This window comes from Streptomyces sp. NPDC050560 (genome assembly GCF_044457285.1).
Taxonomy (GTDB): Bacteria; Actinomycetota; Actinomycetes; order Streptomycetales; family Streptomycetaceae; genus Streptomyces.
Genome location: NZ_JBITGT010000017.1, coordinates 132,744 through 151,590, shown reverse-complemented (window position 1 = coordinate 151,590; position 18,847 = coordinate 132,744). Strand labels below are relative to the sequence as shown.

Genomic DNA, 18,847 nt, shown 5'->3' with positions numbered 1-18,847 from the left:
CATTCTCTTCTCGATGCTGAAGTGGGCGGTGCTGTGGCTGTGCGGGAAAGGGCGGCGTACGGGGGGTGCGTATGCAACAAAAAACCCCTCGTGCCAGGAGGCAAGCGAGGGGAGCGCGCCGGTGCGATTCGCGGGGTCTCAGAGGCCCGGCTCAACCGACGCGCTGTCCAAGTACGAGAATTCGGGTGCGCATGGCTCAGAGCTTCCCCCCGGCGCGCTTCACGTGTCAAGGAGGTGGGACGGGCGTCTCACTGTGTGAGAGTCCGGTGCTGTGTCCTGTGTAGACGGGCAGGGCGCCGACGGCGAGGACGGGCTCTGCGGGGGTGCGGGGGACGGGGAAATGGCCGGTGGCGAGGGCTCTGCGCAGCCGGTACTCGTCGAGGGGCCCCGAGAAGGCCATGCCCTGGGCGTGGGTGCAGCCCATGTCGCGCAGGACGCGTGCCTGCTGATGGTGGTCGACGCCGTGGGCGACGGAGCGCAGTCCGAGGTCGTCGGCCATGCGCAGCAGCCCGCTGGTGATCTTGTGCAGCCGGGGTGACTCGACGACGCCCTCGACGAGGTCGCGGTCGAGGGTGAGCCAGTCGACGGGGAGTCTGCGGAGCATGGTGAGCGCCGCGTAGCCGTTGCCGAAGCCTTCGAGGGCGATACGGACGCCGAGGCGGCGCAGCGCGGTGAGGCGGCGTTCGAGTTCGTCGAGGGGGAGCCCGGGCTCGGCGCAGGAGACCTCGACGACGAGGGCGCCGGGCGGCAGGCCGTGGCGGGTGAGCAGGGCCTCGATGCCGGAGAGCGGGAGGCCGCGGTCGAGGAGGCGGCGGGCGCTCATGTTGACGACGACGGGCACCGCGTGTCCGGTGCTGGCGCGCTCGGCGGCCTGCTCCGTGGCCTGTTCGAGCAGCCAGCGGCTGATCTCGACGGCGCGGTCGCTGTCGTCGGCGACGCGCAGGAACTCGGTGGGGGTGAACAGGACGCCCTGGGCCGAGCGCCAGCGCGCCTGGGCGCTGACGGAGACGATGCTGCCGCTGGTGAGGCTGACCATGGGCTGGTGGAGCAGGGTGAACTCGCCGTCCTGGAGGGCACTGCGCAGCCGCCCCGCGAGCTGGGCCTTGCGGACGACGTCGGCCTGCATCTGGGGCGCGTACAGCTCGACGCGGCCCTTGCCCGCGGCCTTGGCGCGGTACATGGCGAGGTCGGCGTTGCGCAGCAGTTCCCCGGCGGTGAGGCCGGGCTCGGCGAAGGCTACGCCGATGGAGGCGGCGACACGTACGTCGTTGCCTCCGATGCTGTACGGGCGGGAGAGCGCGGCGCGCAGCCGGTCGGCCAGCTCGTAGATGTGCTGTTCGCGGGAGGTGTGGTCGCTGCTGCCGTCGCCGAGTACGAGGGCGGCGAACTCGTCGCCGCCGAGGCGGGCGGCGGTGTCGCCCTGGCGCACGGCCTCCTGGAGGCGGCGGGCGGCCTGGACGAGGAGTTCGTCCCCGGCCTGGTGGCCGATGGAGTCGTTGACGCCCTTGAAGCCGTCGAGGTCGATGAAGAGGACGGCGGTGCCGCGGTCCGTGGTGCGCCGACCGCCGAGGGCGAGGCCGACGCGGCGGGTGAACAGGGCGCGGTTGGGCAGGTCGGTGAGCGCGTCGTGCTCGGCGCTGTGCTGGAGCTGGGCCTGGAGCCTGACGCGCTCGGTGACGTCGCGGCTGTTGAGGATGAGGCCGCCCTGGTGGCGGTTGACGGTGGACTCCACGTTGAGCCACTGGCCGTCGCCCGACCTGAAGCGGCACTCGATACGGGTGGTGGGCTCCTGGTGCGGCCTCGCGGTCAGGAAGCGGCGGACCTCGTGGAGGACGCCGCCGAGGTCGTCGGGGTGGATGAGGGCGGACAGTTCGGAGCCGACGAGTTCCTCGGCGCCGCGCCCGTAGACCCCGGCGGCGGCGGGGCTGACGTACTGGAGCACCCCGTCGGGTGCGGCGATCATGATGACGTCGCTCGAACCCTGGACCAGGGAGCGGAAGTGGTTCTCCTTCTGGGCCAGTTCCTGGGTGAGGGCGATGTTGTCGACGAGCATGATGCCCTGCCTGACGACCAGGGCGAGGACGACGGTGCAGGCGGTGAAGAGCACGACGCGGTCGACGCTGCGGCCGTCCAGGACGTTGCACAGGATGCCCAGGGTGCAGACGGCGGCGGCCAGGTAGGGCGCGAGGGCGGCGAGCGGGCCCGCGATGGGCCGGGTGTACGGGTAGCGGCCCTGCGCCTGCCCGCCGGGGGCCCTGTCGTCGAGCGGGTCGTCGGACTCGTGCTGCTCGGGGTCGGCGGGGGGCCTGGGCTCGGGCTGCCGGGCGGCGGCCCAGGGCGCGTAGGCCAGCAGCAGGGAGCCCGCGAACCAGCCGGCGTCGAGCAACTGGCCTGAGCGGTAGCTGGTGTGCATGAGCGGGGAGGTGAACAGCGCGTCGGACAGGACGGTCAGAGCGAGGGCGCCGATGGCGGCGTTGACCGCGGAGCGGTTCACCGAGGAGCGCCTGAAGTGGAGCACGAGCACCATGCTGACGAGGACGATGTCCAGCAGCGGATAGGCGAGGGAGAGCGCCGCGTCGCGGACGCTCTGGCCGCTGACGCGCGCGGTGCGGGCCAGGGCGAGGCTCCAGGAGAGCGTGAGCAGAGAGCCGCCGATGAGCCAGGCGTCGAGGGCGAGGCAGGTCCATCCGGCCTTGGTCAGGGGCCGTTTGGCGAGGACGAGCAGGCCGACGATGGCCGGTGGCGCGAAGCAGAGGAAGAACAGGTCGGCGCAGCTCGGGCTGGGGACGGGGCGCTGGAGCACCACCTCATACCATCCCCAGACGCCGTTGCCGAGCGAGGCCATCAGGGCGGAGAACGCGAACAGCAGCCAGGCCGAGCGGAAGCGGCTCTGGCGGGAGCGCCCGTACAGGAAGCAGGAGACCGCCGCGGTGATCGCGGCGAGGCTCAGCCCGAAGTCGCCCATGATCAGGGCCAGGCGGTTCGAGCCCCAGCCGAGGGCGGCGCCGATCGCGTAGCCGCCGCAGACGAGGACGAGCGCCATCTGTGAGAACAGGCCGCGCCCCTGGCCGGTCATCATCCGGCGGGCGGGCAGCGCGGGCGAACTCACCGCCCCGCTCCTCGGTCGGGCGCCGCCTCGCGGCGGGCGGATGTGGTCGTGCGCGGGCGGCTGTTGAAGATCGCCGGGGTGGCTAAGGGCCCCCCTCGGCGGCTTCGCCGCATCGAAATCCTCGTCCCTGGGTCGTGCATCGCCCGTCGCCCCCCTCGCAGGTCTGGGTGCCTTGTCCCCGGCGCCGGATGTGCTCGGCGCAGCCCCCTGACGGGGACGATACACCAGGTTCGTCACTCAGCGACATAGCCCCTCTACTCTGTGTGACCAACCAGGGCCATATGAACACGCCGCGCATTCGAGGGAACGCACACCGTGTCGGGTGTGTCGCCAGTGGCGGAAAACTCGTCGGATTTTTTTCCGTCCTGGCGGTGCGGTACGCCTCCGAGGGGGCTCACTTTCGGGTTTTTCCGTTCGGGTTCCGGGGCGCGGCGGGCGGGGTAAGGGGCCCCGCCCGCCGTGTCTCAGCGCCCGGCGGTCGCCACCACGTTGCGCAGCGGGCGCCCCTCGGCCCAGCGGGTGAGCTGGTCGGCGAGCAGCCGCCTCGCGCGGGGTGCGAACGCCGTGCTCGGGCCGCCGACATGGGGGCTGACGAGGGCGCCGGGGGCGCTCCAGAGGGGGTGCCCTGGCGGCAGCGGCTCGGGGTCGGTGACGTCGAGGGCGGCGGTGATCCTGCCGCTCTCCAACTCGCCGAGCAGGGCGGCGGTGTCGACGACGCCCCCGCGCGCGACGTTGACGAGGAGCGCGCCGTCCTTCATGCGGGCGAGGAAGTCCGCGTCGACCAGGCCGCGGGTGGAGTCGTCGAGGGGCGTGGTGAGGACGACGACGTCGGCGCGGGGCAGGAGGTCGGGAAGATCGGAGAGTTGGTGCACGGGGCCGCGCGTCGTGGTGCGCGCGGAGCGCGCGACGCGCAGGACCGGCGCGACCTCGAAGGGCACGAGCCGGTCCTCGACGGCGGAGCCGATGGCGCCGTAGCCGACGATCAGGACGGTCCTGTCGGCGAGCGCGGGCCGGAAGACGCCGGTGGGCCAGCGCCCGGCGTCCTGGTCGCGGACGAAGCCGGGGATGCCGCGCAGCGAGGCGAGTATCAGGGTGAGGGCCAGTTCCGCGGTGCTGGTCTCGTGGACGCCGCGGGCGTTGCACAGGCGCACGCCGGGCGGCAGGGAGGCCAGGTGCGGAAGCATGTCGTCGACGCCCGCGGTGAGGGTCTGGACGACGTCGAGGTGCTTCATCAGGGGCAGCGGCCCGGTCCTGGCGGGGGCGGGCTTCATGTACGGGACGACGTAGAAGGCGCAGTTCGCCGGGTCGGCGGGGTAGTCGGGGGCGGCGTCGGGGCCCGAGGCGTCGGGGCCGCCGTCCCAGAAGTGGTAGGTGAGGTTCCCGGGGAGCCCGTCGATCTCCGCTTCGGGAATGGCCAGCCAGACATCTGTTGCGCTCATGGCCAGGAGGCTATGCCCCGGGCTTCGGGGGGCCTGGGCCCCGGTCGGCGCCGGGCCGGGGCGGCCGCGTTCGGGTGTTCGGGGAATCGCCCCGTGGGGAACCGGCCGGGACGGGGAACCAGGAGGGGCAGGCGGTGTAGGAAGGGCACAGCCGCCGATGCCGTGTCTTCGAAGGGAACCCCATCGTGCAACGTCCAGCCGTGACGGCCCTGTTGGCCGCCGCCCTCCTGTGCGCCGCGGGCTGCTCGTCGGGGGGCGGGGACGGGGACTCCCCCGACCGCTCCCCCGCGACCACGAAGCCCGCCCCCTCGGCGTCGGTGACGGAGCAGGCGCCGCCGGCGAAGGGCTCCGTGAAGGTGCTGCGGACGGTCGCCAAGGACCTGAAGTCGCCGTGGGGCCTCGCCCCGCTGCCGCAGGGCGGCCTGCTGGTCTCCTCGCGCGACGAGGGCACGATCACCCGGATCGACGAGCGCACCGGCGGCAAGACGGCGATCGGCTCGGTGCCGGGGGCGTCGGCGGCCGGGGAGGGCGGGCTGCTCGGCATCGCCCTGTCGCCCGCGTACGCCTCCGACCACATGGTGTACGCGTATGTCACGACCGCGTCGGACAACCGCGTGGTGCGGATGGAGTACGACGACAAGAAGCCGGAGGGCGAGCAGTTGGGCGCCCCCGACACATTGCTGCGCGGCATTCCGAAGGGCACCATCCACAACGGCGGCCGTATCGCCTTCGGCCCGGACCGCATGCTGTACGTGACCACGGGCGAGACGGGCGAGGGCGAGCAGGCGCAGGACAAGAAGGCGCTGGGCGGGAAGATCCTCCGGCTGACCCCCGAGGGCGATCCCGCGCCGGGAAACCCTTTCGGGGACGACTCCGATGTGTATTCCTATGGCCACAGGAATGTGCAGGGGCTCGCCTGGGACGACCACAAGAACCTCTGGGCCTCCGAGTTCGGGCAGGACACCTGGGACGAGTTGAACCTCATCAAGCCGGGCGACAATTACGGCTGGCCGACGGTGGAGGGCAAGAAGGGAAAGCCCGGATTCCACGATCCGGTGGCGCAGTGGAAGACCTCGGAGGCGTCGCCGAGCGGAATCGCCTACGCGCGCGGCAGCGTCTGGCTCGCGGCGCTGCGCGGGGAACGGCTGTGGCGAGTGCCGCTGCGGGGCACCAAGGTGTCGGCCGAGCCGCAGGCGTTCCTCACCAAGAAGTACGGGCGGCTGCGGACGGTGGTCCCGGCGGGCGGCGACAAACTGTGGCTGCTCACCAATGAGACGGATTCCCGGGGGACCCCGGAGAAGGGCGACGACCGGCTGCTGGAAATCCAGGTGAGCTGAGGACCGCGGGGCCGGCCCGTGTATTCACGGTCGGCCCTTTCCGGTGCGCTTGTCGGCGCTGCGCCGCCGATTCGCGGGGATTTCGCGGGAGTCGGGATTTCGCGGGAGCTATGTGGGCGTGCCCTCCGCGGCCGCGGGCTCTGCGGCGGGCTGCTTCTGCGACGGCAGCCGTACGACCACCGAGCCGGACTCCAGGTCTATCGGGCCACGGCCCGGGTCGCCGTCGTTGAGGTCGACGCGGGTCAGTTCGAGCCTCTTGTGCTCGTCGTCGGTGTGCTTGCGGCCTGGCGCGAAGAGCTGCTCGATCAGGTTGAACACGCTGCCTCCCGAGGCCGCTGAGACCTCCAGCGTACGCCCGGGGCGGCGAATTGCCCGGTGTCGGCCGTCTCACACCGGGACGCCGAAGATCATCCGGTGTGGGTGGCTGCTTCCTCGGCGAACAGGCCGCGCTGGTGGGCGAGGGCCGCCGCCTCGCCGCGGCCGGAGACGCCCAGCTTGGCGAGGATGTTCGAGACGTGGACGCTGGCGGTCTTCGGCGAGATGAACAGCTCCCCCGCTATCTGCCGGTTGCTGCGGCCCGCGGCGACAAGGCGCAGCACGTCGCGTTCGCGGCTGGTGAGGCCGAGGGCGGCCACCGGGTCGGCGGGGGTGTCGGCGGCCGGGCGGCCGAGGGCGAGCCTGCCGCGCTGGCCGAGTGCGCGCACCGCGTCGCCGAGGGGGCGGGCGCCGAGGTGCCGGGCGACGGCCCCGGCCTGGCGCAGCAGCTCCGCCGCGCGCTCGCGCGCGTCCTCACCGGCGCCGGGGGCCGCGAGCAGGCGCTCGGCGAGCCGGTGCCTGACCCTGGCGAGGTCGTAGGGGCGCTCCAGGGGGCCGAAGGCGGCGACGGCCGCCAGCCAGTCGTCCTCGGTGTCGGCGCCCTCGGCGCGGCGCAGCTCCGCGCGCAGCCACTGCTCATGGGCGTGCCACAGGGGCACGCCGGTGACGAGGGTCTTGGCGCTGTCCCGGATGAGGCGCAGGGTGTCGGCGCGCCCGGGCTCCGCAGCGGGCACGGCGCGCGCGTCGGCCTCCGCGGCGGCGGCGGCGAGCAGCATCGGCCAGGCGTAGCGCTGGGTGCCGGGCTGGAAGCCGCATCCCACGGCCGTTTCGAGTTCCGCGCGGGCGTCGAGGAGGCGGCCCTCGGTGGCGGCGAGGGTGAGGGAGCCGCGGGCGAGGGGGATGGCGTGCTGGGGGACGACGTCGTGGTGGCCGTAGTGCTTCCTGGCGTCCGCGAGGTGGCGGGCGGCCTCGGCGCTCTCGCCGCGCTCCAGGGCGAGGAAGGCCAGCATGGTGGAGGCCCAGCAGCGTGGCTTGCCGCGGGTGCGCACACCGAGGGCGCTCGACGCGGACTCGGCGGCCTCGTCCCATCTGCCGACGGAGAACAGGGACTCGGAGAAGTTGCCGAGTACCCAGCACTCCAGGTCGACCAGGCCGTGGCCGCGGCAGTACGCGAGCCCTTCCTTGAGGGCGGCGACGGCCTCGTGGGAGCGGCCGACGCCTTCGAGGGCCGAGGGCAGGTTCACATGGCAGCGGCCGAGGGAGGCGATGCCGCCCAGCTCCGTCATGGCCGTCCTGGCCTCGTACATGTCGGCGAGGCCCGCCTCGACGTCGCCCGCGTCGACCTTCAGGGTGGCGAGGGTGACGCGCGCGTCCATCTCGATCTCGCGGGCGCCGACCATGCGCGCGTACTCGACGGCGCGCTCTGCGGCGGCCAGGCTCCCGTGGCCGGGCTCGCGGAGCATGCCCCAGGCGGCGGCGCGCGACAGCACCTCGGCGTGGACCTCGGAGGGCGGCAGGCCGCGCACCAGGTCCTGGGCGGTGCCCAGCTCCTGCCAGCCGTCGCCGCGCGCGAGCCCCTGGACGAGGCGGGAGCGCTGCACGTAGAACCACGCGGAGCGCAGCGGGTCGCGGTCGCTCTCCAGGAGCGCCAGGGCGCGCTTGGTGATCTTCAGTGCGCGGTCGCGCTCGCCGCAGAGGCGACCCGCGACGGCGGCCTCGGCGAGCAGGTCGATGAAGCCGAGCGGGGTGCTGGCGGGGTCGCAGCCACAGGGCGGGTAGACCTCCACGAAGTCGACGGGGCGCAGCTCGCCCCTGGTGGCCTCGCTCGCGGCGTCCCACAGCTCCATGGCGCGCTCAAGGAGCCGGAGCTGTTCCGCGTACGCGTTGCGCCTGCGGGCCTCGACGGAGGCGTGCAGCACCGCGGGGAGCGCCTTGTCGGCGTCGTGCGCGTGGTACCAGTAGCTGGCGAGGCGGGTGGCGCGGGCCTCGCGCGGGACGAGCCCGGGGTCGGCTTCGAGGGCGACGGCGAAGCGGCGGTTGACGCGGGCGCGCTCGCCGGGCAGCAGGTCGTCGCTGACGGCCTCGCGGACCAGGGAGTGGCGGAAGCGGAAGCCGTCGCCGTCGGCGGTGGCGATGAGGATGCTGGCTCCCACGGCGGCGCGCATGGCCTCGATGAGGTCGTCCTCGGCGAGCCCCGAGGCGGCGGCGAGGAGCGGGTACTCGACGGTGCTGCCGCCCTCCGCGGCGATCCTGACGGCGCGCTGGGCGGGCTCCGGGAGCCGCTCCACGCGTACGAGCAGCAGGTCGCGCAGGGTGTCGGTGAGGCCGGGCGAGCAGTCGCAGCGGACGGTGGCCACGGCCAGTTCCTCGACGAAGAACGCATTGCCGTCGGAGCGCTCGAAGATGTCGTCGACCTGGGAGGGCTCGGGCTCGCGCGCGAGGATGCCGGCGACCTGGCGGCCGACCTCGTCCCGGCTGAAGCGGCTCAGCTCCACGCGGCGCACGGTGCGCAGCCGGTCCAGCTCGGCCAGCAGGGGGCGCAGGGGGTGGCGGCGGTGGATGTCGTCGGTGCGGTAGGTGGCGACGACGACGAGGCGGGAGGTGCGCAGGGTGCGGAAGAGGTAGCCGAGGAGGTGGCGGGTGGAGGCGTCGGCCCAGTGCAGGTCCTCAAGGGCGACGACCAGGGTGCGGTCGCCGGAGAGCCGTTCGAGCAGGCGGGCGGTGAGGCCGAAGAGGCGGGCCGTGCTGTCCTCGTCGCCGGGGTGGAGCCTGGGGGCCTCGCCCAGCTCGGGCAGGAGCCTCGCCAGCTCCTCCTGGCCCGCGACGGCCTCGGCCATCTCGTCGGGGAGCTGGGCGCGCAGCGCGCGCAGGGCCGTGGAGAACGGGGCGAACGGGAGCCCTTCCGCGCCCATCTCGACACAGCCGCCGACGGCGACGACGGCGCCCGCCGCGCGTGCCCTCGCGGCGAACTCCTCGACGAGGCGGGTCTTTCCGACGCCCGCCTCGCCGCCGACGAGCAGGGCCTGCGGGTCGCCCGCCGTGGCGCGGACGAGGGCGTCGTCCAGCGCGGCGAGTTCGCCGGCGCGGCCGACGAAGACGGGGCTCACGGACCTGGTTGCTTCCACGTCCCCGAGCATCGCACAGGGGTCCGACAACGCGGCACCGGTTATCGCGCGGGGCCCGGCGGCCGGGCGCCCCGTGCCCCGCGCACCGGAGGCCGGGCGGGTGCCCCGGCCCTCGGCCGCGGTACGGGCCGCCAAGTCTCAGGCCGCCTTCGCGTACGAGTCGTGCCGTGGCCCGCCGCGCCGTTCCGGCGCCTGCGGCCCGCCGCGGCGCCGCGCCCGCCGGGCCTCGCGCGCCTCGCGCACGAGGCGGTGGTGCTCGGCGGCCCGGATCAGCTCGGCCTGGCGGAGTTGGTGCATCTGGTAGCTGAACATGTCTTGTCCCCCTCGGAATCACTGTGCCGTCGCCGTTCGCGACGGATTCAAGGTTCGTCTCCGAGGGGGGTCCCGCACATCGGGAGAGTGCCGCATCTCGCGGGCGGCGCGGCGCCTTAGGGGGCCGTCCGACCCTGCTTAGACGGGCGGGGCGGCGCCCGGCGCGCGCGTACGCGCGCCTCAGGGGGCCTCAGACGACCCCGGTCCCGCCGCTCCCGGCGCGCCGCGCGGGCGCGGACGGAACACGCGCGGGCGCGCGACGCGCTCTAGGAGGCCGATGGCAGCCCGAGCAGGATGTCCGTGAGCTTCATGATCGCGAGGAGCAGTCCGAGGACGCCGAGGGCGACGCCGCCCCAGGCGACGGACTTGATCCAGACCGGCTGGGGCGGGCCCGGCACCCCGAAGGCGGGCCTGGCCAGTACGCCGACGCCGACGATCAGGCCGATCAGCGCGAAGACGCCGCCGACGAGGGCGATGGCGTGCCACTGGTCACCGTAGACCTCCTGGATCTTCTTCGCGACGCCCGCGGAGTCCACCGTGTTGAGCTGTCCGATCAGCGACTCGCGCGCGCCCGCGACGGTGCCGAGCCAACTGCCGCTGAGCGACACCACGCCGAGCGCGGCGGAGATCACGGCACCTGCGCCCTGGCCGACGCCGGACGGCGGCTTCTCGCCGTCGCCGTGGGCCTCGGGGCCGCCCTGTCCCGCGGGGTCGGCGGGCCGGTCGGCGCCGTCGCCGTCCGTGGGGGCCCCGGGGGACTCGGCGGGGGTGGCGGCGCGCGCCGCGGGGAAGCTGTCGCCCTCCTTCTGTACGGCCTCGTCCGTGCCCGTCTCCCGGTCCGTGGACCCGGCCTCGGCCGCGGCTTCGTCAATCGTCTTGGGTTCCATGCCGCGCACCGTACGGACGGAGTCTGAGAAGTTCCTTAATGATCGTCGACGCCGGGACGACGTGTCGCGCACACATCCGGAGCCCCGCCCTCCGGGCGGTGCCCGGGCCGCGGGGTCAGGAGTCGGCGGTACGGGGGCGGGTGAGGCGCCCCGCCGCGACGACGACCGCGTGCCGCAGGGCCGCGAGGGCCTCGGCGTCCTCGCCCTCGCCGCCGTCCGCGCCGTCCTGGCCCATCGCCTCGGGGCTCCCGGCGCTCCACGTCGCGGAGAGGGAGAGCAGCAGCGCGAGCAGGGCGTGCGGCGGCAGGCCCGCGTCGACCCTGCCGTCGGCCTGGGCGGCCGCGATCGCCTTCAGCTTGGCGGCGCCCGACTCCACGACGACGGGCAGCAGCGCGGCGGCCCCCGGGCGCTCCAGGCTGTGCCAGCGGGCCAGCCTCATGTGCTCGGGGTGGGCGCGGTAGAAGTCGTGGAGGGCGCCCGCGTAGCCGGGGAGGTCGTCGGCGTCGATGGGGACGGTGGTGAGGAGTTCGCCGACGGCCACCGCGAAGACGGCGTCGAACAGGCCCTCCTTGCTGCCGAAGTGCACGTAGATCAGGTTCTTGTTGCAGCCCGCGGACTCGGCGATGCGGTCCACGCGCGCGCCCGCGATGCCGTGCGCGGCGAATTCCCCGGTGGCCGCCTTCAGCAGCCGGGCCTTGGTCGCTCGGGAGTCTCTGGGCATGGCCCCATCGTAGGCCACTCGGGCGCCTCGGACACCAGGTAACTGAACAGACGGTTACTTCTCTATAGGGCCTGTCCAGGGATGTTTGCGTGGGCATCATGCGCGGAGTACGGTCACGTAAGTAACCGAATAGTCAGTTACTTTACGGCCGCTCCCTCGCGGCGCCGCCCGGCAGCCGGGCGCGCTCCCCACGGCCGCGGCCCTCCGCCCCTCCTCACTCGCTGGAGTCCCCATGCCTGACAACACCTCACGGACCTGGTTCATCACCGGCAGCTCCCGCGGCCTCGGCCGCGCGCTCGTCGAGGCGGCGCTCGACGCCGGGCACCGGGTGACGGCGACCGCCCGCAAACCGGAGCAGCTCGCCGACCTGGTCGAGCGTCACGGGAGCGAGCGGGTGCGCGCCGTGCCGCTCGACGTGACCGACCGGGACGCGGTGTACGCCGCGGTGGCGGAGGCCGCGCGGGCGTTCGGACGGCTCGACGTCGTGGTCAACAACGCGGGCTACGGCGACATGGCCGCCATCGAGGACGCCTCGGACGAGGCGTTCCGCGCCCAGATCGACACCAACTTCTACGGCGTCTTCCACGTCACGAGGGCGGCACTGCCGTTCCTGCGGGAGCAGGGCGCGGGACACGTCATCCAGATCTCGTCGAGCGGCGGCCGCATCACGCGCGCGGGGCTCGGCGCCTACCAGTCGGCGAAGTGGGCCGTCGGGGGCTTCTCCGAGGTGCTGGGGAAGGAGGTCGCGCCGCTCGGCATCAAGGTGACCATCGTGGAGCCCGGCGGGCTGCGCACGGACTGGGCCGGCTCGTCGATGACGGTGGCGCCGGTCAGCGAGCCGTACCGGGAGACCGTGGGCAGGTCGGTGGAGCTGACCCGCTCCATGGACGGCAAGCAGAGCGGCGACCCGGCGAAGGCCGCGCGGGTCGTCGTGGGCCTGCCCGAGCTGCCCGAGCCCCCGCTGCACCTGCTGCTGGGCTCGGACGCGTACGAGTACGTGACCGCGGCGGAGCGGGAGCGTGCCGAGTCGGACGCGCGCTGGCGCCACCTGAGCGAGTCCATCGCGTTCGACGCGTAACGCGCGCGAGGAGCGCGATGCGCACCCACGCGCGCGGGGAGCGCGGTGCGCACGGCGCGGCCCCGGGGTCTCGGCGGGCCTCGCCCACGGCCCCGCAGGGGCCCGTATCGGAGAAGGGGCGGCCGGAGACCGGGGTGGGGGCGCTACGACGTGAGGCGGCGCCACGTGGACCGTGGCGCCGCCTCACGGGCTGTCCCGGGGGCCTCAGGAGCCGGAGGCGCCCAGCCTGTCGAGGATCAGCTCCTTGACCCTCGCCGCGTCGGCCTGCCCCTTCGTGGCCTTCATGACGGCGCCGACCAGGGCGCCCGCCGCGGCCACCTTGCCGCCGCGCACCTTGTCCGCGACGGCAGGATTGCCCGCGATGGCGTCGTCGACCGCGGCGGTCAGCGCACCCTCGTCGGAGACGACCTTCAGGCCGCGGGCCTCGACGACCTCGTCCGGGGCGCCCTCGCCCGCGAGGACGCCCTCGATGACCTGCCGGGCCAGCTTGTCGTTGAGGGAGCCCTCCTTGACCAGGGCGGCCACCCTGGCGACGTCGGCGGGCGTGATCGGCAGCGCGGACAGCTCCACCGCCTCCTCGTTGGCGCGGCGGGCCAGCTCGCCCATCCACCACTTGCGGGCCGCCGTGGCGTCGGCGCCCGCGTCGATGGTGGCGACGATCAGGTCGATGGCGCCCGCGTTGAGGATCGAGCGCATGTCGTGCGCGGAGACGTCCCACTCGGCGCGCAGCCGGCCCCTGCGGGCCAGCGGCTGCTCGGGCAGGACGGTGCGCAGCTCGTCGACCCACGCGCGCGCGGGCGCGACCGGCACCAGGTCGGGCTCGGGGAAGTACCGGTAGTCCTCGGCCTCCTCCTTGGTCCTGCCCGAGGTCGTGGAGCCGTCCTCCTCGTGGAAGTGCCGGGTCTCCTGGACGATCGTGCCGCCCGACGAGAGCACGGCGGCGTGCCGCTGGACCTCGAAGCGGGCGGCGCGCTCGACGCTGCGCAGCGAGTTGACGTTCTTGGTCTCGCTGCGGGTGCCGAACTTCTGCGCGCCCTTGGGCATCAGGGAGAGATTGACGTCGCAGCGCATCTGGCCCATTTCCATCCGCGCGTCGGAGACGCCGAGCGCCTTGATCAGCTCGCGCAGCTCGGCGACGTAGGCCCGCGCCACCTCGGGGGCGCGCTCACCGGCGCCCACGATGGGCTTGGTGACGATCTCGATGAGGGGGATGCCCGCGCGGTTGTAGTCGAGCAGGGAGTGCGAGGCGCCGTGGATACGGCCCGTCGCGCCGCCGACGTGGAGGGACTTGCCGGTGTCCTCCTCCATGTGGGCGCGCTCGATCTCGACACGGAAGGTGGTGCCGTCCTCCAGCTCGACGTCGAGGTAGCCGTCGAAGGCGATCGGCTCGTCGTACTGGGAGGTCTGGAAGTTCTTCGGCATGTCCGGATAGAAGTAGTTCTTCCGGGCGAAGCGGCACCACTCGGCGATCTCGCAGTGCAGCGCCAGGCCGATCTTGATCGCGGACTCCACGGCGGAGGCGTTGACCACCGGCAGCGCGCCGGGCAGGCCGAGGCAGGTGGGGCAGGTCTGCGAGTTGGGCTCGGCGCCGAGCGCGGTGGAGCAGCCGCAGAACATCTTGGTCCTGGTGCCCAGCTCGACATGGACCTCAAGGCCCATGACGGGGTCGAAGGACGCGAGCGCGTCCTCGTAGGGCACCAGTTCTGTGGTGACAGTCACGGTGAAACTCTCTCCTCAGCCCAGCAGCACGTCGTCGTCGCCGAGCCGCTTCAGCTCGCGGTAGAGCAGGGCGAGCCCGGTGACGATGGACACGGCGGAGACCGCGGCGTCCACGAGCCTCAGGGTGTCGTTCTCGCGCCGTGCCTTCTTCGCCTTCTTGGCGACGGTGATGGCGCCGAACGCGGTCGACGCCATCGACACGTACATGCCGGACTTGGTCTGCTTGAAGTTCTTCGCCTTTGCCATTGCGCTCACAGTGACGGTGCCTCCTCCAGAAGCGGGTGGCCCCAGCGTTCCACGAAGGCGGCCTCGACGGCGGCACCGACCTTGTACAGCCGGTCGTCCTTGGTGGCGGGGGCGATGATCTGCAACCCCACCGGCAGCCCGTCCTCGGGCGCCAGACCGCAGGGCAGGGACATGGCGGCGTTGCCCGACAGGCTGACCGGGATGGTGCACAGGTCGGCGAGGTACATCGCCACCGGGTCGTCGGCGCGCTCCCCGATCGGGAAGGCAGTGGTCGGGGTGGTCGGCGAGACCACCACGTCGACCTGCCCGAACGCGGCGTCGAAGTCGCGCTTGATGAGCGTGCGCACCTTCTGGGCGCTGCCGTAGTACGCGTCGTAGTAGCCCGCGCTGAGCGCGTAGGTGCCCAGCATGATGCGGCGCTTGACCTCGTCGCCGAAGCCTGCCTCGCGGGTGAGGGCGGTGACCTCCTCGGCGGAGTGGCTGCCGTCGTCGCCGGTGCGCAGGCCGTAGCGCATGGCGTCGAAGCGGGCCAGGTTGGACGAGCACTCGCTCGGCGCGATCAGGTAGTACGCGGAGAGCGCGAGGTCGAACGAGGGGCAGTCGAGCGGGACGATCTCGGCGCCGAGGCCGCGCAGCAGCTCCACCGACTCCTCGAACCGCTGGAGCACGCCCGCCTGGTAGTGCTCGCCGCTGAACTGCCGCACGACGCCGACCCGCATGCCCGCCACGCCGCCGCCCCGCGCGGCCTCGACGACCGGGGGCACGGGGGCGTCGATGGAGGTCGAGTCCAGCGGGTCGTGGCCGCCGATGACCTCGTGCAGCAGGGCCGCGTCGAGCACCGTGCGCGCGCAGGGGCCGCCCTGGTCGAGCGAGCTGGAGAACGCGATCATGCCGTACCGGGAGACGCCGCCGTACGTCGGCTTGACCCCGACGGTGCCGGTGACGGAGGCGGGCTGCCGGATGGAGCCGCCGGTGTCGGTGCCGATGGCGAGGGGCGCCTCGTAGGCGGCGAGGGCGGCGCTCGAACCGCCGCCCGAGCCGCCGGGGATACGGGTGAGGTCCCAGGGGTTGCCGGTGTGGCCGTAGGCGCTGTTCTCGGTGGAGGAGCCCATGGCGAACTCGTCCATGTTGGTCTTGCCGAGGATGACGACGTCGGCGGCCCTGAGGCGGCGGGTCACGGTGGCGTCGTAGGGCGGAATCCACCCTTCGAGGATCTTGGAGCCGCAGGTCGTGGGCACGCCCTCGGTGGTGAAGATGTCCTTCAGGGCGAGCGGGACGCCGGCGAGCGGTCCGAGCTTCTCGCCCGCGGCGCGCTTGGCGTCGACGGCGCGGGCCTGGGCGAGCGCGCCCTCCCGGTCGATGTGCAGGAAGGCGTGGACCTTCTCGTCGACCGCGCCGATGCGGTCGAGGTGGGCCTCGGTGACCGCGACGGCGGTCAGCTCGCCCGAGGCGATCCTCGCGGCGATCTCGGCGGCGGTGAGCCTGGTGATGTCCGTCATCGGATCACTCCTCCCCCAGGATCTGCGGGACCTTGAAACGCTGCTGCTCCCGCGCGGGGGCGCCGGAGAGCGCCTGCGCGGGGGTGAGGGACGGGCGGACCTCGTCGGGGCGCATGACGTTCGTCAGCGGCAGCGGGTGGGAGGTCGGTGGTACGTCTTGTCCGGCGACCTCGGAGACGCGGGCGACCGCGCCGATGATGTCGTCGAGCTGGGCGGCGAAGTGGTCGAGTTCTTCTGCCTTCAGCTCCAGACGTGCCAGACGGGCGAGGTGGGCGACCTCCTCGCGCGTGATGCCGGGCATGGGGCGATCCTCTGGGTGAGTGCGGTGGCGGAATCTCGTTGCTCTGCGGGTTCCGACGTTTCCTTCGGCTGTTTCCTTCAGCGCCCCAATCCTATGGGGAACCGCGCGGCGCTCTCGACGGCGTTTCGACGGCGCGCACGCGGGCGTGCGGCAGCGCGGCCCGCCGGGAGGGGCGGACCGCGCCGGTGGCCGGGGCGGGCCCGGCTTCAGTTGGGGGACGCCTCCGCGCCGCTCGGCAGGGCCGCGGGCAGCCCGGCGGCGGCGTGCGCCCGCAGCCAGCCGGTGGCCTGGGAGGCGGGCATGGCCGCCGCCACCAGCCAGCCCTGCACCGCGTCGCAGCCGAGCTGCCGCAGCCGGTGCCAGGTCTCGTCGTCCTCGACGCCCTCGGCGACCACGACGAGCCCCAGTGAGTGCGCGAGGTCCACGGTGCAGCGGACGATCTCGGCGTCCTCGGTGTCCACGGCGAGCCTGGCCACGAACGAGCGGTCGATCTTCAGCTCGCTGACCGGCAGCCGCCGCAGGTGCACGAGCGAGGAGTAGCCGGTGCCGAAGTCGTCGAGGGACATCTTGACGCCGTGCCCGGTGAGCCCGGCGAGGGTGTCGGCGGCCCGCTGGGGGTCCTCCAGCAGGACATGCTCGGTGATCTCCAACTGGAGCGCGCCGGGCGGCACCCCGTGCCGGGCGAGGCGGGCGGCGACGGAGCCGGCGAACCCCGGGGTGTGGACGTCGCGCGGGGAGACGTTGACGGCGACCGGCACCCTGAGGCCCTGCTCGCGCCAGCGCGCGACCTGCGCCAGGGCGGTGTCCAGCACGTACTCGGTCAGATGGGGCATCAGACCTGACGACTCCGCGATCGCTATGAACTCGTCAGGGGGCACCTTGCCGCGCTCCGGGTGCACCCACCGCACCAGGGCCTCAAGGCCGGCGACCTCGCCGTCGAAGCGGACCTTGGGCTGGTAGTGCAGTTCGACCTCGTGGGCGTCGAGGGCGCGCCGCAGGTCGCCGAGGAGGCCGAGCCTGTCGGGGGTGTTGGAGTCGCGCTTGGACTCGTACACCTCGACGCCCGTGCGGTCCCGCTTGGCCTGGTACATGGCGACGTCGGCGCGCTGGAGCAGCCCCTCGGCGTCGAGCGCGTGGTCGGGGAAGACAGCGACGCCCGCGCTGGCCTCCAGGACCAGGGTGAGCCCGTCGAGGTCGAGCGGGGAGCCGAGTTCGGCGACGAGCCTGCGGGCGATACGGGCGGCCGACGTGGTGGAGTCGGCGACCGGCAGCAGCACGGCGAACTCGTCGCCGCCCAGGCGCGCGGCCTCCGCCCCGCGCGGGAGGGCGGCGCCGAGGCGCTCCGCGATCTGGATGAGCAGCCGGTCGCCCGCCAGATGCCCGAGGGTGTCATTGACGGAGCGGAAGCGGTCGAGGTCGATCAGGACCAGTGCCGTCCTCTTGTCGAGGCGGTCGGCCTCGTCGAGGGCGGTCCAGGTGCGCTCCAGCAGCCACTGCCGGTTGGGCAGCCCGGTGAGCGGGTCGCGCAGTTGCTCCTCCGCGCGTGCCCTGGCGATCCACAGGGTGGAGTCGAGGGCGATCAGCGGGACCGCGAACAGCGGCAGCAGCACCGGCACGGTGACGGCGACGACGGCGATCAGCGGGGCGATGCCGAGCAGCGCCACCCCGATGAGGCCCTGCCGCACGAGGGCGGTGCGCACCGCGGTGGGCAGCCCGGAGGTGGGTGCGCCGGTGCACCAGAGCACCAGCCGGGTCACACCGACGTAGGCGGCCGCGGCGAGCACCACCTCGGGCACCGTGAGCGCGTCCCACGAGGTGGGCTTCCACGGCGACTCGACGGTGGGCACCCGGCCGCAGGCCCACAGCGCGAGGGCGGCGGCGCCGGTGCCGAGGACGTCGGCGGCGCCGTGCAGCACGCCCTGGCGCCAACTGTGCGGTCGTGCGGCGCCGACGAGCACCAGCGCGATGATGCCGACCATCGCGGCGGGCACCCACCCGTACAGCAGCAGCACGGCGAGGACGAGGGCGGCGCCCGAGCCCATGCCGCGCACCCAGCGGTCGCGGCCGAGCGCCACGAGGTGGCCGACGATGAGGCCGGTGAGGACCGCGAGGGACCAGCCGACCGCGCCGGAGGGGAAGAGCGCGCGGTGTGCGTCGAGGGCGCCGAAGACACCCCCGCCGAGCACCAGCACGGCGAGCGGGACGACCACGGCGGCGAGCACGGTGCTCGCGCCCTGCCGCCCGGGGCCGCCGCCCGGCTGCCCGGTGGCGGGGACGGCGGCGCCCGTGGTGGGGCCGCGGGACCCGCCGCGCACGGCTCTGGCCGCGACGCCGTCGGCCGCGGCGGCTGCCGCGGGCGCGCCGATGCGGGGGAGGCGCCCGCTGCCCGTCGGGGCCTCCCCGTGCTCCTGTCGCCCGGCCCTGGCGCCGGGCGCACGGTCCGCGGTGCCGGGCAGTCTCATGCCGCGGCCCGTCGGCCGCGCCGCCCGTCGGCCGCTCACCCAGGCTCCCGGTCCACGCCGCGGCCGGCGCTCCTCGGGAGCGGCGCTCTCGGTCGGTTCCATTCCCGTCCCTCTCACAGCCGGCGGTGCCCTCGCCACACGGCCCGAGGCCGATGACCACCGGCTTCGGCTGCGCGCCTGATTCCCCGTCAAACGGCTGGGCGGGAAGGCGCACACCTCAACAGTAGGCCGCAGAAGGCTCCCAGGGGCAGCGGTCGACGGCGGTTGCCCAATACGCCCCGGCCACCCGTATGCATC

At 73.6% G+C, this 18,847-nt stretch carries 14 protein-coding genes; 2 read left to right on the top strand and 12 right to left on the bottom strand.

From position 1 onward, the window contains the following. Window positions 1–226 precede the first annotated feature (226 nt). Both ACIBIW_RS31480 and ACIBIW_RS31475 read right to left on the bottom strand, forming a co-directional pair. Window positions 227–3,079, bottom strand: a complete 2,853-nt coding sequence (locus ACIBIW_RS31480) for a putative bifunctional diguanylate cyclase/phosphodiesterase (protein WP_399341087.1) — start codon at window positions 3,077–3,079, stop codon at window positions 227–229. 494 nt (window positions 3,080–3,573) lie between these two features. After that, window positions 3,574–4,548, bottom strand: a complete 975-nt coding sequence (locus ACIBIW_RS31475) for a 2-hydroxyacid dehydrogenase (RefSeq protein WP_399341030.1) — start codon at window positions 4,546–4,548, stop codon at window positions 3,574–3,576. A 200-nt stretch (window positions 4,549–4,748) separates the two neighbouring features. Between ACIBIW_RS31475 and ACIBIW_RS31470 the strand changes: the two genes are divergently transcribed. Further along, a complete protein-coding gene (locus tag ACIBIW_RS31470; RefSeq protein WP_399341028.1) occupies window positions 4,749–5,885 on the top strand; it encodes a PQQ-dependent sugar dehydrogenase in 1,137 nt (378 codons plus the stop codon). Window positions 5,886–5,993: 108 nt separating this feature from the next. Here ACIBIW_RS31470 and ACIBIW_RS31465 read toward each other — a convergent pair whose 3' ends face one another. The 5 genes from ACIBIW_RS31465 to ACIBIW_RS31445 form a co-directional block, all read right to left on the bottom strand. Continuing rightward, window positions 5,994–6,203 (bottom strand): DUF6191 domain-containing protein, encoded by a 210-nt coding sequence (locus ACIBIW_RS31465; protein WP_399341026.1) that lies wholly within the window; start codon window positions 6,201–6,203, stop codon window positions 5,994–5,996. A gap of 89 nt (window positions 6,204–6,292) precedes the next feature. Continuing rightward, window positions 6,293–9,337 (bottom strand): AAA family ATPase, encoded by a 3,045-nt coding sequence (locus ACIBIW_RS31460; RefSeq protein ID WP_399341024.1) that lies wholly within the window; start codon window positions 9,335–9,337, stop codon window positions 6,293–6,295. A 126-nt stretch (window positions 9,338–9,463) separates the two neighbouring features. Continuing rightward, window positions 9,464–9,637: a hypothetical protein gene (locus ACIBIW_RS31455; RefSeq protein ID WP_399341022.1), complete on the bottom strand. Its 174-nt coding sequence runs from the start codon at window positions 9,635–9,637 to the stop codon at window positions 9,464–9,466. A gap of 266 nt (window positions 9,638–9,903) precedes the next feature. Next, complete coding sequence (locus tag ACIBIW_RS31450; RefSeq protein WP_399341020.1) at window positions 9,904–10,524, bottom strand: hypothetical protein; 621 nt, start codon at window positions 10,522–10,524, stop codon at window positions 9,904–9,906. Between the two features lie 115 nt (window positions 10,525–10,639). Continuing rightward, window positions 10,640–11,245, bottom strand: a complete 606-nt coding sequence (locus tag ACIBIW_RS31445) for a TetR family transcriptional regulator (RefSeq protein WP_399341018.1) — start codon at window positions 11,243–11,245, stop codon at window positions 10,640–10,642. 232 nt (window positions 11,246–11,477) lie between these two features. Between ACIBIW_RS31445 and ACIBIW_RS31440 the strand changes: the two genes are divergently transcribed. Continuing rightward, a complete protein-coding gene (locus ACIBIW_RS31440) occupies window positions 11,478–12,323 on the top strand; it encodes an oxidoreductase (protein ID WP_399341016.1) in 846 nt (281 codons plus the stop codon). 204 nt (window positions 12,324–12,527) lie between these two features. Here the strand turns inward: ACIBIW_RS31440 and gatB are convergent, their stop codons facing one another. The 5 genes from gatB to ACIBIW_RS31415 all read right to left on the bottom strand — a co-directional run bounded on the left by gatB (window position 12,528) and on the right by ACIBIW_RS31415 (window position 18,652). Then, a complete protein-coding gene (gene gatB, locus ACIBIW_RS31435; protein WP_399341014.1) occupies window positions 12,528–14,042 on the bottom strand; it encodes an Asp-tRNA(Asn)/Glu-tRNA(Gln) amidotransferase subunit GatB in 1,515 nt (504 codons plus the stop codon). Between the two features lie 15 nt (window positions 14,043–14,057). Continuing rightward, the gene (locus ACIBIW_RS31430; protein WP_399341085.1) at window positions 14,058–14,288 is read right to left on the bottom strand and encodes a hypothetical protein; all 231 of its coding nucleotides are present in this window, start codon (window positions 14,286–14,288) and stop codon (window positions 14,058–14,060) included. 5 nt (window positions 14,289–14,293) lie between these two features. Next, window positions 14,294–15,787 carry an Asp-tRNA(Asn)/Glu-tRNA(Gln) amidotransferase subunit GatA gene (gene gatA / locus ACIBIW_RS31425; protein ID WP_399341011.1) on the bottom strand — a complete coding sequence of 498 codons (1,494 nt, stop codon included), beginning with the start codon at window positions 15,785–15,787 and terminating at the stop codon, window positions 14,294–14,296. A 4-nt stretch (window positions 15,788–15,791) separates the two neighbouring features. Beyond that, window positions 15,792–16,088: an Asp-tRNA(Asn)/Glu-tRNA(Gln) amidotransferase subunit GatC gene (gene gatC, locus ACIBIW_RS31420; protein ID WP_399341009.1), complete on the bottom strand. Its 297-nt coding sequence runs from the start codon at window positions 16,086–16,088 to the stop codon at window positions 15,792–15,794. A gap of 206 nt (window positions 16,089–16,294) precedes the next feature. Continuing rightward, window positions 16,295–18,652 carry a putative bifunctional diguanylate cyclase/phosphodiesterase gene (locus ACIBIW_RS31415; protein WP_399341007.1) on the bottom strand — a complete coding sequence of 786 codons (2,358 nt, stop codon included), beginning with the start codon at window positions 18,650–18,652 and terminating at the stop codon, window positions 16,295–16,297. Between the last annotated feature and the right edge of the window lie 195 nt (window positions 18,653–18,847).

What these genes read in the sequence shown, in the direction of transcription:
- ACIBIW_RS31475 (WP_399341030.1), bottom strand. Translation starts at nt 4,548, where the DNA reads ATGAGCGCAACAGATGTCTGGCTGGCCATTCCCGAAGCGGAGATCGAC.
- ACIBIW_RS31430 (WP_399341085.1), bottom strand. Translation starts at nt 14,288, where the DNA reads ATGGCAAAGGCGAAGAACTTCAAGCAGACCAAGTCCGGCATGTACGTG.
- ACIBIW_RS31450 (WP_399341020.1), bottom strand. Translation starts at nt 10,524, where the DNA reads ATGGAACCCAAGACGATTGACGAAGCCGCGGCCGAGGCCGGGTCCACG.
- ACIBIW_RS31440 (WP_399341016.1), top strand. Translation starts at nt 11,478, where the DNA reads ATGCCTGACAACACCTCACGGACCTGGTTCATCACCGGCAGCTCCCGC.
- ACIBIW_RS31460 (WP_399341024.1), bottom strand. Translation starts at nt 9,337, where the DNA reads ATGCTCGGGGACGTGGAAGCAACCAGGTCCGTGAGCCCCGTCTTCGTC.
- ACIBIW_RS31445 (WP_399341018.1), bottom strand. Translation starts at nt 11,245, where the DNA reads ATGCCCAGAGACTCCCGAGCGACCAAGGCCCGGCTGCTGAAGGCGGCC.
- gatA (WP_399341011.1), bottom strand. Translation starts at nt 15,787, where the DNA reads ATGACGGACATCACCAGGCTCACCGCCGCCGAGATCGCCGCGAGGATC.
- gatC (WP_399341009.1), bottom strand. Translation starts at nt 16,088, where the DNA reads ATGCCCGGCATCACGCGCGAGGAGGTCGCCCACCTCGCCCGTCTGGCA.
- ACIBIW_RS31480 (WP_399341087.1), bottom strand. Translation starts at nt 3,079, where the DNA reads ATGATGACCGGCCAGGGGCGCGGCCTGTTCTCACAGATGGCGCTCGTC.
- ACIBIW_RS31415 (WP_399341007.1), bottom strand. Translation starts at nt 18,652, where the DNA reads ATGGAACCGACCGAGAGCGCCGCTCCCGAGGAGCGCCGGCCGCGGCGT.
- ACIBIW_RS31455 (WP_399341022.1), bottom strand. Translation starts at nt 9,637, where the DNA reads ATGTTCAGCTACCAGATGCACCAACTCCGCCAGGCCGAGCTGATCCGG.